The following is a 16,325-nucleotide window of genomic DNA, read 5'->3' on the forward strand; positions in this document are numbered from 1 at the left end:
CGTCACCCCTTCCGGTCCAGTCCGGGCAGCACCCGGAGGCGGCCACGGGCCCCGGCGCCGATCCGCTCCCGGGGCTCGGCCGTGGCCCACCGGTCCAGGCTGCGTCGCAGCGACGTGACCGCCAGCTCGTCGAGCGACACCCGGTTGGAGTCGACCCGGCCGGTGTCGTCGATCTCGTTGGCGCCGATCTCCCGCAGCAGGACCGCGCCGCGCTCGTCCGCCGAGGGCCGGCGCAGGTCCAGCACCTTGAAGTTGGTGCCCGGCAGGAACAGCACCCGGTCCTCGACGTGCTCGTCCCCCTCCGGCTCCAGCAGGCTGGTGCGGCGGGCCGTCATCGACCAGATCAGCACGTCGGTGTCGCCGTCCTCGGTCGCGCACGGCTGGGTAAGCGCGTTGACGAAGCTCCAGTCGGTGACCAGCCGGCGATCCCGGTAGAGCTCCCACTCCCGGTCGGTCGGGGACAGCCGGTAGACGGTGGTTCCCCGGAAGGACGGCATCCGGGAGACCCCGGCGACCACGCAACGCGCGAACGGCACGTGCGGTCCCTTGCGGCCGGAACGCAGGCCGGCGTCGACGCCCGGGCCCCGGCCGGTCAGGTAGAGCCGAAGCGCGACCGAGTCGGCGAGCACGTCCTCCTTGGACACGCCGGATCCCTGCATGCCCGGGTGCTGCGACATGATCCGCGACACCGAGCTGGCCATCACGTCGAACTCGCGGCTGAGCGTACGGCGCAGCCAGGCCCGCTCGTCGGCGAGCCCCTTCTTCTCCGACAGCAGCGCGCCCGCGCCGGCGGAGGGCACCGGTTGCACCCGGGCCTCGGCGCTGTCCTCGGCCCGGTCGGCCGGCTCGGCTCCGTCGGCCGGCTCGGCCTCCGCCGACGGCTCGGCCTTCCCCGCGGCAGTGGCCGGAGCCGGTGCGGCGGCCGGAGCAGCCGTCGGGGTGGGGATCGGGTCGACGGCGTGGACCGTCAGCGACGGCACAGCGGGCGCGACCGGTGGCGGCGTCGCGAGCGCCTGGCCGAAACCGGCCGGCATGGTAGGCGGCTCCGGCTCGCCGAAGCCAGCCGGCATGGTGGGCGGCTCGGGCAGCGCGGGCCGCCCGTCCTGGCCCGCCGGCTCCCCTGCTCCGCCGGAGGTGACCGACCGGCCCGGAGTGCTCGGCCCGGCCGGGGCGGCCGGCGGCACAGGCGACGGGCCGGTGGCAGCGGACACGGCGGAGGTCAGGCCGGTGGCGGCCCGCTCGCCAGGGACGGCCGGCAGCACCGGCTCGACCGACGGCGGCACCACCGGCGGCGCCGGCAGCTCCGACACGAGCGGCACCACCGGCGGCGCCGGCAGGTTCGACACGAGCGGCACCACGGGCGGCGACGGCAGCTCCGGCGCGAGCGGCACCGACGGCGGCGCCGGCAGATCCGACACGGAGGGCGCCCACGGCGGCGACGGCAGGTCGGACGTGGAGGTCGCCGACGGCGGCGCCGGCAACTCGGACGCCAACGGCACCACGGGAGGGGCCGGCAGCTCGGACGCCAACGGCAGCACGGGCGGAGGTGGCAGCGTGGGCGCGACCGGACGCGGCACCACAGGCGGTGGCGGCAACGTGGGCGTGTTCGCGAGCAGGTCCGGCGCGGCGACCTCGTGCCCGGCGGTCGGCGCGGGAACGGCTACCACCACGCTGTCCGCCGACACCGGGGCGAGCGGCGCGGGCGGGGCCACCTCCACGTACGCCGGCATCGGAGCGGGAGCGCCCACCACGCGCGTCCCGGCCTCCAGGTCGACGACCACCTGCGCCGGGCTGGACGGCTTCGCGCCGGGTACGAGCACCGACGCCGGCAGCAGCGTGCGGCCCGTGCCCGCCATGCCGTCCACCCGTGCGGCCAGGTCGGCGGCCAGTTCCCGCATCCGCTCGGCGGCGGCGTGGACGGTGTCGTCGAAGACGAGCGTGCCGCTGCGGGCGTCGAGCATCGCGGCCCGGACCTGCTCGGCGTTCTTCGGCTCGGCGGTGGCCCGTACCCAGAGCCCGCTCTGCACCACCTCGACCACCGCGCCCGGGGCGAACCAGTAGACGCGGGGCGCGAGCTCCTCGGCGCCGGTCAGCGGCGGGCGGTGGCGCAGCACGGTGGGACGGCGGGCCCGCGAGTTGGGGTGCGCCCGGGGCGAGTAGGACAGTTCCAGCGCGTACGGGGCCCAGCCGAACGCGCCGTCCGGCAGCACGGTGCGGATCTCGTACTTCTGCGGGCTGCCGATCGGCACGCCGGTGTAGCAGGTGACCTCGGTGTTGAGCAGGTCGGCGATCGCCTGACCGAACGCCTCGCCCTCCGGCATGCGGACCTCGCCGAACTGCACGAAGCGCACCCGCTGCCGGTGCTCCTCGTCGAGCCCGCGCCAGAAGCGCACCACGTCGTCGAGCGACAGCGGCGGCGTGCCGGGGCAACCCAGCAGCACCGACATGGTTTCCGCCTGGCACGGCACGTACGCGGTCAGCCGCCGCCGCTGCGGGTCGACCACCTGCGGGTCGCGGTTGCTGTGGATCCAGACCCCGGCGGGGATCGGCTCGATCTCGGCGACGGCGCTGGACGGCCGGGTGTCGACAGCGGCCCGGTCCCACGCCGGCGTCGGGTAGCGCTTGGCGTCCCAGGCCGGCGGACGGCCGGGCCGGAAGCGCACCCAGCCGCTGCCCGGGACGGAGTGGACGAACAGTGTGCCGGCCGAGCCGCGTACCAGGTCGCCGTCCGGGGCGATGACGGTGCGGTTGAGCCGCTCGGAGAGCCACTGGCCGGCCATCGCCGCGGAGTTGCCGTGCCGGCCGCAGGCGACCAGGCGGATGCCCCGGCGGCGGCGCGGCAGCACTCCCGCCATCGACTCCCACGCGCTGATCGGCATGCCGTCGCCGAGGTCGAGCACGACGACGTCGTTCTCCGCGTCCTCGATCATGGACAGCGCCAGCGACTGCGCCTCGGGGCTGATCGCGTCCTCGACGTGCACCACGAGGGCGTTGCCGACCGTGTGCTGCACGACGCCGCCGGGGCGGTCCTTGCCGCCGCCGAACAGGTCCCGGATCCGGGTCGCCATGGTCGACCTACCCCACTTCCGCGGCCGCGATGGCCCTCAGGCTCAGCGCCGGGCCCTGCGGCAGCAACGCGAGCAACTCCTTCGGGAAGGGCACGTGCGTGACCCGGTCGAGCTTCAGCGCCTTCGCCGAGTCCTGGTCGCCGACCGGGTACGCCTTTCCGTCGTCCGCGATGTACGTGGGCAGGGGCGGCACCGTGTCCGAGTCGAACGGCGCCGGGAGCACTGCCATGCCGCTGCCCGGCCGGGTGCGTACCGAGGTCTGCCCGGCGGGGCCGACGCCGGAGCGGTCCAGCGGGACGAGGACGGCGGTGCTGGCGAACCGCGTGCCGTCCACCGCGTTCTGCCGCAGGCACAGCGCGTTCGGTGCGGGCTCCTGCGGGGTCAGGCCGGTCAGGTCGGGCAGCCGGGTCAGCAGCGACCGGTCGGTCGACATCCGCGCCGCGGCGAGGTCGGCGGCGGTCAGCTCGACCGCCTTCGCGCCGGTGGTGGCCGTGGCGAGCAGGAACTCGGTGCGGCTCAGCGGCGCCAGGCCGTCGCGGCGCAGCACCAGCAGCTGCTCCGCGCCGGTGTCGGGCTGCTGGCGGAACAGCGTGCCGACCGGGTACGTACGGTCGCCGACGCGGCCGGACTGGCCTTCGCCGGGGATCGTGGCCGGCGCCAGGGCCGGCCCGTCGGGCAGGAAGGCGAGCCAGTTCTCCGGCGCGGGCACCCGGCGGGTCGTGGTGGCGCCGAGCGCGACGAGCACTGCCGGGTCGCCGACCCGGTACTTGCGCTCGGCGGTCACCAGGTAGGTCGGCCCGTCGGCGCCGCGGACCACCACGAAACGGTCGGCGGGCACCGCAGTGGCTTCCGCGCGCGGGTCGAGGTTGAGGCCGAGCCGGTCGCCGGGGGTGTCGGCGACCGAGCCGGGCAGGCAGGCCAGCCACGGCCCGGCGACCATCGAGCCGGTGGCGATCGACTGCGGCGCGCCGTCGATGCCGATCGACGGTCCGCGCGGCACGTCCTTGATCGACTCCTGGGAGATCAGCTTCACGGTGGCCGCGCCGCCCTGGATCAGCATGGCCGAGGTGAGGTTCGGCGTCGGCCGCAGCCTCCCGTCGAGGTAGACGTACCTTGTGCCGCTCTCCTTCTCCACCAGGATCACGCCGGCCTTGGTGTACGCCTTGCTGCCGCCGGGCACGATCCAGCCGTAGACGGCGAACCCGGCCACGACCAGCACGCTGATGAGCACGCCGAAGGCCAGGCCGGTGACGGCGCGCCGGCCGGGGATCTCCGCCGTCGACGGGTCGCCCTGCACCAGGGCGGAACTCAGCCGGCCCATCATGAACTGGTGGGCGTGCACATGGTCGCGCTGGGTCTGCACTCTCGGCTACCCGAACAGTCCGCGGGCCCAGGCGTAGAGCCCCAGCACCTGGGCCAGCACCGGCAGCACGACCAGCCCGGTGGCGACGTCCAGCCCGCCCGCGGTGTACTCCCAGAACGGCAGCATGCGCCGCGGCCACGGCCGCAGCGCGGCCATCACCAACGGGACCAGGAGGGCGACGAGCCCGCCGAGCAGGACGTACCGGCCGGCCGGGGCGAGCGTGTCGGAGAACATCAGGGCCACCATGAGGTAGCCGACGGTACCGGCCGCCACCAGGGCGATCCGCTGCCAGAAACCGAAGAAGGTACGCGAGCGCAACAGGATTGCACTCGATGTCACGAGCACCAGCGTCCACCCGGACCAGCCCGGGACCTGCATGGTGTGGTGCAGCAGCACCGGCAGGACCAGCGCGGAGGCGGTCATGCAGGCGGTCAGGTAGGTGTCCGCCTCGTCGGCCCGCGCCTTGACCAGGTCGGAGTCCTCCGGCTCGATGTCGTAGGACATGTCGGCGCCGGTCTTGGGCAACTGCGGTCCGCGCAGCCGGGCCAGCTTCACCGCCGCGCGGGGAGCGATCACGATCAGCACGAGGATCACCGAGACGGCGACGGCGGAGACCTCCGGCGCGGTGAGCTGGAAGCCGGCGCCGGACAGCAGCACGAGCACCACCATTGCGGCGGTCAGCGCGACGATCAGCAGCGGGGCGAACGGCATGACCGGCGTGACCGTACGCTGCGCGACGAGCAGGAACGCGGTGACCGCGACGATCGCGACGGCCGCGGCCAGCGCGGCGTCGGCGTTCCAGGCGACGCCGTCGGGGTCGCCGTCGACGGCGCTGGACGCGGCGACCGCCGCGAAGAACGCCGCGCCGCCGCCGAACAGCAGCGGGAACGCGCCGTCGGTCTGCTGGCGCGCGCTGACCATCGCGGCGGTGAACAGACCGGCCGCGAGCACCGCGCCGCCGATCACCTGGGGCAGCACCGGGCCACGGTCGACGAGTACGGCGGCGAGCAGCCCCATCGCCACCAGGGACAGCACCAGGAACAACACCCGCCGGTACTCCGGCTGCCACCGGTCCGCGCGCCGGTTCACCACGGTGGCGACGCCCTCGGCGAGATCGTCGAAGTCGAGTTCGGGCAGCGGATCCTCGGCCGGGCGCAGGTGCAGCTCCTCGCCCTCCAGCCAGTCCAGGCTCTCCGGCGTGCCGGACAGCTCGAACGGCGCCTGGCCGAGACGTTGCAGCACCCACGACTCGTCCGGCACGTCGCCGTCCGGTACCCGGGCCAGGTCGGTGGTGTGCCGCACCAGCAGCGGCATCAGGTTCGCCACCGGCATCCGGGCCGGCACGGCCAGGTCGGCCCGGCGGGCCGGCCCGACCACGGTGATCCGGCACAGTTGGTCGTCAAGCGCTGCGCTCACCAGCGAGCCTCTCTCATCGGGCCGTGTCCGACACGAAACCGGTCTGCATCAGACGTACGCCGCGCCGGGTGACGAGCTGGGCGCGCCCGGGCGGCAGTTGGCGGGCCTTCGCCTCGCCGAGGAACTTGCCCTCCTCCTTGGGGTAGGAGAAGAGCGTCGCGGGCGTGCCCAGCTCCCACATCCGCCGGATCACCGGGTCCATCATGGCCCGCATCGCGCCGGAGGTGCTCCGGGCCACGATCACGTGCAGGCCGATGAAGGTGCCCTGGGCCAGCAACGGCAGGAGCGGGTCGAGCGTCGAGCCCATCCCGGTGCCCTTGGTCATCAGGTCGTAGTCGTCCACGATGACGAACAGCTCCGGCCCCTCCCACCAGTCGCGCTTGCGCATCCGCTCCGACGAGACGTCCGCGCCGGGCAGCCGCCGGTTCATCGAGACCGACGTCTGGCCGGCCAGCTCGAACATCTTGTCGCCGGTGAACGCGAAGCCCACCTGGTACGCGGCGCCGATCGCGGTGTCCAGGTCGCGGCGGGAGTCGCCGAGCACGACCTTCGCCCGCTCCGGCGGGTAGTGCTGCTGGATGGCCCGCAGCACGAGCCGGAGCATGTTGGTCTTGCCGGTCTCGCTGTCGCCGAACACCAGCATGTGCGGGGTGGCCATGAAGTCGTGCCAGACCGGGGCGAGACGCTGCTCGTCCTGGCCGATGACCACCTTGAACTCGGACCCGGGCGGCGGCAGCGTCTCGACCATCAGGTGCGCCGGGAGCATCCGTACCGGCGGGGCGGTCGGACCGGGCCAGAACGTGCTGATCTCCTCGACCACCGACTTGGTCGCCTCGGCCAGGTCGCCCACCGCGGAGCTGCCGTCCATCCGGGGCAGCGCGGCCAGGAAGTGCAGCGCGCCCTCGGTCAGGCCGCGGCCGACCTGGTTCGGCACCGTGGCCGCCTTGCGGGAGCCGTGCTCGGACTCCATAGCGTCGCCGAGCCGCAGCTCCAGCTTGGTGCCGAGCAGGTCCCGCATCCAGGTGCGCAGCTCCGACCAGCGGGTCGCGGTGACGATCACGTGCACGCCGAAGGACAGGCCGCGCGAGGCGAGCTCCTGGAACTTCTGCTCCAGTTCCTGGAAGTCCTGCTTCATCGTGTACCAGCCGTCGATGACCAGGAAGACGTGCCCGAAGCTGTCCTCGATCACCCCCTCGGTGACCTTCGCGAGGTAGCTGGACATGGAGTCGAGCCCGTGCCGGGCGAACTCGGCCTCCCGCTTCTCCATGACCTGGAGGACCTCTTCGACGGTACGGACGACGCGGTCGCGTTCCATCCGCGTCGCCACCGAGCCGACGTGCGGCAGGCCGGAGATCGAGGCGAGACCGCCACCGCCGAAGTCGAGGCCGTAGAACTGCACCTCCCGGGGCGTGTTCGCCAGCGACAGCGCGAGGATCAGGCTGCGCAGCAGCGTCGACTTGCCGCTCTGCGGCGCGCCGGCGATGCCGACGTGGCCGTCCGCGCCGTTGAGGTCCACCACCAGCAGCTCGCGCAACTGCTCGGCGGGCCGGTCCACCACGCCGACCGGCACCCGCAGACCGCCCTGGACCTGCGGGTCGTCGATGGTCATGCCGCGGACCGGGTCGGGCAGCACGCTCGGCATCAGCGAGTCCAGGCTGGGCGCGCTGGACAGCGGCGGCAACCAGACCTGGCGGGCCGGCGGGCCGGAGCCGGCGAGCCGGTCCAGCAGCACCTCGACCAGGCTCGGCCCGCCCGCGTCCACGGCGGGCTCCTCGGCCTGCTCGACCGGGCGGTCCCGGCCGGGGTCGTGGCGCGCGGCGACCTGCCGGGTGGTGAACGGCACCACGTCGGCGGTCAGCTCGTCGTCGGCGTCGACGACGCCGCTGAGGCGGCCGCTTCCGGTGTACGCGCCGGAGACGTACGCCGCCTTGAAGCGCACCAGGTTCGTGGTGTCGACCTTCAGGTAGCCGTTGCCGGGCTCGGGCGGCAGCTCGTACGCCGCGCCCACGCCGATGACCGACCGGGACTCCATCGAGGAGAACGTGCGCAGCGCCAGCCGGTACGACAGGTGGCCCTCGACCCGGTTGATCCGCCCCTCGTCCAAGCGCTGCGAGGCGAGCAGCAGGTGCACGCCGAGCGACCGGCCGAGGCGGCCGATGGAGACGAACAGGTCCATGAACTCGCTCTTGCTGGACAGCAGCTCGCTGAACTCGTCCACGATGATCAGCAGCACCGGGAACGGCACGAGCTGCGCGCCGTTGCCGCGCGCCTTCTCGTAGTCGAACAGCGAGGCGTAGCCGCTGGCGCGCAGCATCTCCTGCCGCCGGGTCATCTCGCCGTTGAGCGCGTCCTGCATCCGGTCCACAAGCGGCAGCTCGTCGGCCAGGTTGGTGATCACCGCCGAGGTGTGCGGCAGCTTGTCCATGCCGAGGAACGTGGCGCCGCCCTTGAAGTCGACGAGCACCAGGTTGAGGATCTCCGAGCTGTGCGTCGCGGCGAGGCCGCAGACGAGGGTACGCAGCAGCTCCGACTTGCCGGAACCGGTGGCGCCGATGAGCAGCCCGTGCGGTCCCATGCCGCCCTGCGCGGACTCCTTCAGATCCAGCTCGATGACCTCGCCCTCCTCGGTGACGCCGATCGGCACCATGAGGCGGTTGCGCTGCGGGGTCCGGGTGCGCCACAGCGCCTGCACGTCGAAGGTCATCGCGTCGCGGATGCCGAGCAGCGTGGTCAGCTCGAAGCTGGTGTCCAGCGGCTCGTCGGAGACGTCCAGCGTGCCGCTGGTCCGTTTGGGCGCGATGATCCGCGCGAGCGCCTCGCACTGGGTCTCGTCGAGCCCGTCACGCTTGGCCGTGCCGGTGGTCGCGCCGGCCGGGAACTCCACCGCGTCGTCGGTGACGGTGAGCCGCAGCACCTTGGGGCCGCCGGGCATCGCGCCGGTCAGGTCCAGCAGCACCACGTTGCGGATGCCCGCGCCGAGCAGGCGGGAGCTGTCCGGCAGGTCCACCAGGTGCGCGACGATCACCAGGAACGGCTCGCTCGTGGTCGGCTTCACGGCCCGGTCGTGGTCGCCCCGGTCGGTGATCTCGGGGCCGAGCATGTCCATCAGCGCGTCGTGGCTGCCGGCGAACATCCGGACCGGGCCCGCCGCGTCGTACGCCGTCGGGTGCGCGTTGTGCGGCAGCCACTTGACCCACTCCCAGGGGCCCCGGTGCACCTCGGCGGCGAGCACGGCGATCCGCAGCTCGTCCGGGGCGTGGAAGGTGGCGAGCTGCGCCACCATGGCGCGGGCCAGGTCGATGGCCGGGTCGATGGCCCCCTCGAACTCGACGCTGGTGAAGCTCGGCAGGCCGACGGAGGTCGGAATGCCCGACACCGTCCGGTACGCCTCGGAGAAGCGCCGCAACGAGATCGACGACAGCGGTTCCAGGTCCTCGATCGGCTTGGTGGACGGCGGGTTGAACTTCAGCATCGCGGCCTGCCGGCCGAGACCGATGCGGACCCGGCCGAAGTCGTCGTGGCTGGGCCGCCGCTCCCACAGCCGGCTGCCCATCGCGATCGACCAGAGCCAGCCCGGCTGCGGGTTGTTCCAGAGGACGTGCCGGCGCTGCTGGTCGGCCGCGTCGCGGGCCTGCTTGCGCAGCTGCCCGATGTAGCGCAGGAAGTCGCGCCGCTCGCCGCGCATCTTGCGCTTGCGCTCGGAGGCCGCCCGGCCGATCTGCATGACGCCCATGAGCAGCATGCCGCCGGCCATCGCGCCGCCCATCACGTACATGATCGGGGCGCGGTTGTAGAGGCCGAACATGGCGAGCATCGCGCCCATGCCGAGGCCCATCGGCACGACCATCGCGAACGAGCGGAAGTCGAGCGGGGCCTCCTCGGCCATCAGCGGCGGCTCCTGGAGCTCGATCGAGCCCTCCGGCGCCTCCGGACCGGTGGCGCGGGGCGGGCGCTTGACGGTGACCGTACTCATCCGAGCTTCCCCACCCCGGTGTCGTCGCCGCCCCAGGCGGTGTTCTCCTGGCGCAGCAGCTTCACGGCGTACCGGTCGTTGCGGTAACGCTCGGCCACCTTGACGTCGTCGTCCTCGTCGGCCTGGCGCTTCTTCTCCTTCTCCGCCCGCTCCTGCTCCTCCTTGCGGCGGCGGTCCTGCTCGGCCCAGAACGCCTCGGCGCGTTCGGCCTCCTCCTTCTCCGCCGTGGCGAGCGCCTCCATGAACTCCGCGTCGCCGGCCCCGGGCTCGCCGCACCGGCGCATCTTGTCCAGGTCGGCGCCGAAGAAGTCGAACGTGCCGTCGGCCGGCCGGGGGGCCTTCGCGGGCGCGACCCGCCGCCACACGGCACGCCGCGGCCCCGGTGTCTCGGACATGGTCACCTTTCCGGGCCCTGGTCGGCGGGCGCGCCGGTCAGCCAGTCGGCGTCGCTGAGGTCGTCCCACCCGGCCTTGTCGTCCGGGTCCTCGTCCGGCCGGACCAGCGGGACGTGGTCGTCGGCGGGGCGGTGGCGGGTGTCGCCGTCGCCGCCCCAGACGGCGTCGTCCTCGCGCAGCTCGACGGTGCTGTCGGCGCCGTCCGCGGGCTCCCGGTCACCGTCGCGTCCGGAGCGGCGCCGCAGCGCACCGGCCCGGGCCGGGTCGTCGGGGCCGCCCGGCTGAGGACCCCGGCCGGCGAGACCGGCCACGACGGCGGCGCCCGCCGGCCCGAGCGCCCCGGGGAGCACGACGGTCTCGACGTCCGCCACCTCCACCACAGTGGGCGGCGCGACCACCTCGGCCACGGACGCGCCCGGCGGCTCGGCGCCGTCGGTGTCGCGCGGCTCCCCCACCACCACGTCCGCGTCCGCGTCCGGCGAGCAGCCCTCCGGCCCTGCCGGGATCCGGTCGGCCCCGCCCGGCCGGACCGGCCCGGGCGCGCCGGGCCTGCCCGCGGGTGAGGTTCCGGCAGGCGCGTGGCCGCCCGCCGGGCCGGGCATCGGCGGCAGCGTCCCGACGGCCACCGGCATCGTCTCCGTCCGGCCGGGCAGGGTCCCCTCGGGTACGACGACCCCGCCGGTGGACGAGTCTCCGGCGAGCGGCGGCGGCACGTCCGGCGTCGCCCGGACCGGCTTCTCCAGCCCCGCGCCGCCCGCTCCCGTGCCCGACGGCGCGTCCGGCGCTGCGGTGTCGGGGGCGGACGGGCTCCAGTCGCCGGGATCCGCCTCGATCAACCCGGAGGCGTCCGGCGCGTCCGGCACGCCACCGGCGGGCGTACCCGCGCCGGGAGCGCCCGGCGCTCCGGGCATCATCGGCATGCCGACGCCGGCCGGCGTCGTCGCCACCGGCGATTCGACACCGACGTCCGGGGTCACTGGTGACACGGCGGGAAGCTGCGGCCCGTCGACGCCGCCGAGCCCGTCGCCACCGGCCGGAGCGCCGCCGGACCCGTCCGGCACACCGGCGTCGACACCGGGCCGCCAGTCGTCGGCGTCACCGCTGACCAGCCCCCGGGCGTCGGGCGACTCGGCCGCGCCGGGATTGTTCCCGCCGCCGGCGGGGCCCGGCATGCCGGGCATGGCCGGCATCGGCGCGCCCAGCCCGGCGCCGCCGGACGACACACCGGCCGGGGCGCCGGGAACCTGCACGCCGTCGAACCCGGGCGACTGCCAGTCGGCCGCGTCCCCCTGCACCAAGCCCTTGGCGTCCGGCGCCTCGGGAGCACCGGGGACGCCACCGCCACCGGTGCCGGGAGCACCGGCGCCGGGCATGCCCGGCATCATCGGCGACTGGAAACCGCCACCACCGGGCACCGCGCCACCGGGGGCGGCCGGGATGTCCACGCCGCTGATCGCGCCGGGAGTGAAGTCCTTGCCGTTGCCCAGCAGCCCGTTCGCGTCCGGTTTCTCCGGCAGGCCAGGGCTGCCGCCGGCGCCGTTGCCGACGCCGCCGGGTGAGCCGAGTCCCGGCACGCCGGGCGGGGTGAACCCACCGCCGGCGGTACCCCCGCCGACTCCGCCCCCGGGCTTCGGACCGCCGACCTCGCCCGGGCCGGAGAACGACGGCGGCTTCACCGAACCGCCGCCGGCCGAGCCGCCGCCGAGGTTGGCCGAGCCGGGTGGCTTGATGCCCGGCGGCACGACCGCGGGCAACCCGCCCGGGACGCCGCCACCGCCGAGACCACCACCGCCCGCGCCGATGCCGCCCGGGCCGTTGAACACCGGGGCGTCGAATCCGGGCAGCCCGCCGCCGGCGCCACCTCCGCCCGGGGTGGGGCCACCGATCTCACCCGGGCCCGAGAACGACGGCGGGGTGATGTTCCCCGGGCCCTGGCCGGGACCCGGGCCGCCGATGCCGCTGAGGTTCGGCGGCGTGATCGTGGGAACCGTGATGTTCGGCGGCGCGGTGACGGGCGCGGTGGTGATGCCGCCGATGGAGGGCGTGGTGAACACCGGCGGGGTGAGCGTCGGGGGTGCCGACAGGTTCATCGTGGTGATGTTCTGCGTCGGGAACGGCGACGTCGTCGGCATGCTGATGCCGGTCGTCGGCATGGTGACCCCGGCCGTCTTCGCCTTGTCGGTGGTGATCCGGTACTGCTCGGCGACCGTGTGGACGACCTCGGCCATCTGCTGCGCCATCGGCTTCTCGTACTCGGTGCCGCTGATCGGCACCGGGCCGCTGCCGCTGCCGACGCCGTTCTGGGAGGCGATCGTCGCCCAGGCGCCGTCGAGGTAGGCGATCGTCTGCTGGGCCCAGGAGAGGTGGTTGGCGGCGTCGTAGAGCTGCGACGGCAGCGACGTGAGGTTCGGCGAGGAGTTGATGGAGTTCGCCGCGGTGGTGGAGTCCGGAACCTTGCCGCCGGCGAGGTGTTCGGCCTGCTTGCCGAGCAGGTCCGCGTAGAAGTTCATCTTGTCGCGGAAAGCGCTGGCGGCGGGCCCCTTCCACGCCTTCTCGTCACCGACCATGGAGGCGACAGCGGTACGGAGGGTCTGTTCCAGCCAGATCAGCAGGTCCTGCGTCGCCTGGAAGGCCCGGGCCGCCTCGACCACCGACGCGACGTTGACGCGCGAGGCGGCGTACTGCAGTCCCGCCTCGCTGAACACCGCGGCGCCGCCGTTGACCGCGGCCTCGAGCTTGCGCCAGCCCCGGGTCTCGGTCGCCCAGGTCCGGTAGTCGTACAGGTCGCCGACGGGAATCACCTTCGGCGGGAAGGTTCCTGCCTCCTCCGCCGGGTCGTTCCACCCGTCGAGTTTGCTCTCACCGAGACCGTTGCCCATGCCCCGTCCCTCTTCGCGAGCGGCGAGAGCCGCTCGCCCGCGCTAGTTGCCGTCGGTCTTGATGATCTTCTGGCCGTACGTGCTCAGGTTGTCGAGGCCCTTGAAGGAGTCACCCATGACCTCGGTGAGCTTCTCCGTGGTCAGCGAGTTCAGCTCTTCGAGGTTCTTGTACTGGGCGGCCATCTTCAGCAGGGCGTGCTGCACGGCGAGGAGGGCCGTGTTCATGTCGACGAGCATGTCCTTCGTGTCGCCCTTGACGCCGCCGTCCTGGGCGGTCGCCCCGACCACCGCCTGCCGCAGCACCTCCGCGCGGGCGAACGCGCCGGGCCGCGGGTCGACCGCGTTCAGCTGGTCCACAGTGGTGAGAAGGACGTTCCCGGGACCGGTGATCCGGCCCAGCACCTCGTTGGCGAACCACTCCAGCGCGGCGGTGTTCACGGCCACGCCACTGGTCGAGGCGGTGTCGCCCTTGAACGTCGGATTGATGCCCGGCGGGGTGAAGCCCGAGTTCGTCGGCGTCTTCGTCTCGTCGATCCAGTCGGGCTTGTCCGTGAACGCGGGCGGCTTCACGTTCGACGGGTCGGTGATGTTGGCCTTGTACTCCTTGACGAGGTTCCGCCAGCCGTCGATGTCGAGGACGTTCTTGTCGTACCACTCGCGGGCTTCGATCCACTCCGGGTGCTCGGCGCGGACCTCGTCCTTCCACTTGTCGAAATCGACCCCGGTACGCCGGTTCTGGTGCTTGTTGTAGAAGGCCATCCAGGAGTCGTACGCCGCCTGAGTGGTGCCTTCCGGCTTCCCGATGGCGGCGTCGCCCATGCCGTAGGCGTTCATCGCGGCGATGGCTTCGGGGCTGGCGTATCCCCAGTCAATGCGGGCCAAGGAACTCACTCCACTCGGTTGTCGACGGCGGGACGAAGGCGCAGACCCCAGCGGCCCGGGTCGTCTAGCTCACCGGGCCGGGGACGGACGACGGAGACTGCCGCACCGCGTCCGCGGCAGCCGCCCGGCGGATCAACCGCCGCGGACGTCGTTCCAGATCATGGCGTGGCGCTGCTCGGTGGTCCCGTAGTTGTCCGAGATGCGCAGCAGCGTCTGCCGGGCCTGCTCCAGGTAGCCCACCATCGAGTCGGCCGCCTGGTTCCAGGCCGCCTTCGAGACGTGGTACTGCTGCTGGGCGGCGCCGGTCCACTCGGCGAGGCTCGCCTCGACCGTGCGCTCCATCTCCTCCAGCGACGACTGGATCTGGCCGTTGATGCGGTGCATGTCGGTCAGCACGGCGTCTGCCTGCACGAAGTCGAAGGTGTAGTTGGACACGTCAGTCCTCTCGGGGGATCAGGGGATCGGGGGTACGGCTCAGATGCCCGGCAGGGCCGCGCCGAAGGAGTTGGCCACGCTCGACGCCTCGTCCTCGGCCGCCTGGTAGCCCTTGGTGGTCACGCCCATGACCTCGAGCATGTTCAGCAGCTCGTTGATCACCCGCTGGAACGCGTTCTCCCAGTTGTCCATGGCCTGGTTGAAGCCCTGCGACGCCTGGCCGGTCCAGGAGGAGATCAGGACGGCCATCTGCCCGTTGACCGCGCGCAGCTGGCCGGTGAATTCGGTGGCCTTGTCGGAGAACTCCTGGGCAGCCCGCTGCATACCCGCTTCGGTGGTGCTGACGGTCGGCATCGTCACGGCCGGACTCCTCATGTCAGGGAAAGGTGGCAGGGAAGAGTGTTGATCCGCCGCCCCGTACGGGCGCAACTCCGTCGCGCCGCCATGTCCGAACGTCACCCAACATTGCACGGCAGCGCCCCCGCGCCCGGCGGCCACGGCCGGGAGGCCGGGAAAAGTGGTTGCACTTTCATGCACTGATCCCCGATCCGAGTTCCGGCCGCCGGACCGGCGCGTCTTCACTGGAGCGCGCGACGTCGAGGGAGTGGTCCGGCTTGAACTACAGCGAGCGCATCGAAGGCCTGTTCCAGGAGTACGAGCGGCAGCGCAACAGCCTCACGGAGATGCAGGCCCGGATGAGCGCGCTCTCGGCCACCGCGTCGTCGCCGCGGCGCGAGGTGAGCGTCACAGTGGGCCAGAACGGCGTGCTCACCGACATCCAGTTCCCCTCGGGCGCCCACAAGCGGCTCACCACCGCCGACCTGACCCGGCTCATCCTCGACACCTACGCCGACGCCAAGGAACAGGTCATGAATCAGGCGGCCGACCTGCTGGCGCCGATGCTGCCGGACGGTCTCGACGCCCACAAGCTGGTCCGGGGCCAGGCCGGCGCCGAGGCGTTCCTGCCGAAGGAGCCGCGCATGGTGACGAGCGTGCGGGAACTCCTGACCCGGGGACCCGAATGACCAGCAACAATCCCGGCGGCCGGCTGTGGGTCGACCCGGACGGTGTGGAAGGGCTCGGCAAGGCGTACGAGTCGCACGTCCAGCTCTACGAGAGCTACCTCGCCCAGGTGACCGCGCTGCGCGCCCGGTACTCCAACGCCTGGGGCGACGACGACATGGGCAAGGAGTTCTCGACGAAGTTCCTGCAGGGCATGGACAACCTCGAAGCGATCATCGGCGGCGTCAAGGGCACCCTGCACTACACCGCCGAGGGCCTGAAGGAGAGCGGCCGGGCGTACCGCGAGGCCGACGAGGACGCCGCCGACGTCAGCCGGATGCTGGCCAAGGACTTCGACGGCCTGCGGCGCCCCGCGTACCCGATCCGGGCGGCGGTCACCGGCGACGTGCCGGAACCTGCCGCGGAGGGTGAGCCTCGCCGGCCTCATCTGCTGTCCCGCCGCCGGGCGGTCGGCGAGCCGGTCGCCGAGCAGGCCAGGCTCCTTCCGCGGCAGCAGGGCACGCCGCTGCTGCCGGTGGAGCCCGCCGAGCCGCTGATCCCGCTCACCGCCGCCCAGCCGGCCATCTCGTCCTACTTCTCCAGGCCGGAGTACGCGACCGCGCACGTCGGCGGCCGGCCGCTGCCCGACGGGTACCGGCTGATCGCGCTCAACCCGTTCGAGGACGGCAGCACCCGGGTGGACGCGAACCTCTACGACTCGATCACCCCGCTGGCCGGAACGCCCGTCACCACCCCGGACGGCAGGGTGATCGATCCCGGACAGGGCCGGTTCTTCGTCGTCAAGGAGAACCCGGCCGCCGACCCCACCGTCCCCGGCTACCAGCCGCTGTACCTGAGCTACGCGCCGGACGGCACGCCCACACCGATCATCCCCGGCGCCTGAGCCACCAC

At 73.2% G+C, this 16,325-nt stretch carries 11 protein-coding genes; 2 read left to right on the plus strand and 9 right to left on the minus strand.

Annotated elements, in window-relative coordinates; genetic code table 11:
- Positions 1–2: 2 nt before the first annotated feature.
- From AMK25_RS20440 to AMK25_RS20480, 9 genes are all read right to left on the minus strand, one after another.
- Positions 3–3,068 (minus strand): hypothetical protein, encoded by a 3,066-nt coding sequence (locus AMK25_RS20440; protein ID WP_073829915.1) that lies wholly within the window; start codon positions 3,066–3,068, stop codon positions 3–5.
- Positions 3,069–3,075: 7 nt separating this feature from the next.
- Positions 3,076–4,431 (minus strand): type VII secretion protein EccB, encoded by a 1,356-nt coding sequence (gene eccB / locus AMK25_RS20445; protein ID WP_073829916.1) that lies wholly within the window; start codon positions 4,429–4,431, stop codon positions 3,076–3,078.
- Between the two features lie 6 nt (positions 4,432–4,437).
- The gene (eccD, locus tag AMK25_RS20450; protein ID WP_073829917.1) at positions 4,438–5,847 is read right to left on the minus strand and encodes a type VII secretion integral membrane protein EccD; all 1,410 of its coding nucleotides are present in this window, start codon (positions 5,845–5,847) and stop codon (positions 4,438–4,440) included.
- A gap of 13 nt (positions 5,848–5,860) precedes the next feature.
- Positions 5,861–9,856, minus strand: a complete 3,996-nt coding sequence (gene eccCa / locus AMK25_RS20455; protein ID WP_198937612.1) for a type VII secretion protein EccCa — start codon at positions 9,854–9,856, stop codon at positions 5,861–5,863.
- Positions 9,817–10,215, minus strand: coding sequence for a hypothetical protein (locus AMK25_RS20460; RefSeq protein ID WP_073829919.1), 399 nt, complete (start codon positions 10,213–10,215; stop codon positions 9,817–9,819). Before AMK25_RS20460 ends, eccCa begins: the two co-directional genes overlap by 40 nt.
- 2 nt (positions 10,216–10,217) lie before the next feature.
- Positions 10,218–13,094 carry a hypothetical protein gene (locus tag AMK25_RS20465; RefSeq protein WP_073829920.1) on the minus strand — a complete coding sequence of 959 codons (2,877 nt, stop codon included), beginning with the start codon at positions 13,092–13,094 and terminating at the stop codon, positions 10,218–10,220.
- A 42-nt stretch (positions 13,095–13,136) separates the two neighbouring features.
- Complete coding sequence (locus AMK25_RS20470; protein WP_073829921.1) at positions 13,137–13,976, minus strand: hypothetical protein; 840 nt, start codon at positions 13,974–13,976, stop codon at positions 13,137–13,139.
- Positions 13,977–14,108: 132 nt separating this feature from the next.
- Positions 14,109–14,411, minus strand: a complete 303-nt coding sequence (locus AMK25_RS20475; RefSeq protein ID WP_073829922.1) for a WXG100 family type VII secretion target — start codon at positions 14,409–14,411, stop codon at positions 14,109–14,111.
- Positions 14,412–14,450: 39 nt separating this feature from the next.
- Complete coding sequence (locus tag AMK25_RS20480) at positions 14,451–14,771, minus strand: WXG100 family type VII secretion target (protein WP_073829923.1); 321 nt, start codon at positions 14,769–14,771, stop codon at positions 14,451–14,453.
- A gap of 254 nt (positions 14,772–15,025) precedes the next feature.
- Here AMK25_RS20480 and AMK25_RS20485 point away from each other — a divergent pair, with 254 nt between their 5' ends.
- Entirely contained in the window at positions 15,026–15,436 is a 411-nt protein-coding gene (locus tag AMK25_RS20485; protein WP_073829924.1) for a YbaB/EbfC family nucleoid-associated protein, read from the plus strand.
- Positions 15,433–16,317 (plus strand): WXG100 family type VII secretion target, encoded by an 885-nt coding sequence (locus AMK25_RS20490; RefSeq protein ID WP_073829925.1) that lies wholly within the window; start codon positions 15,433–15,435, stop codon positions 16,315–16,317. Before AMK25_RS20485 ends, AMK25_RS20490 begins: the two co-directional genes overlap by 4 nt.
- Positions 16,318–16,325: the final 8 nt, after the last annotated feature.

Origin of the sequence: Micromonospora sp. TSRI0369 (assembly GCF_001905625.1) — a bacterium.
Lineage (GTDB): Bacteria > Actinomycetota > Actinomycetes > Mycobacteriales > Micromonosporaceae > Micromonospora > Micromonospora echinospora_A.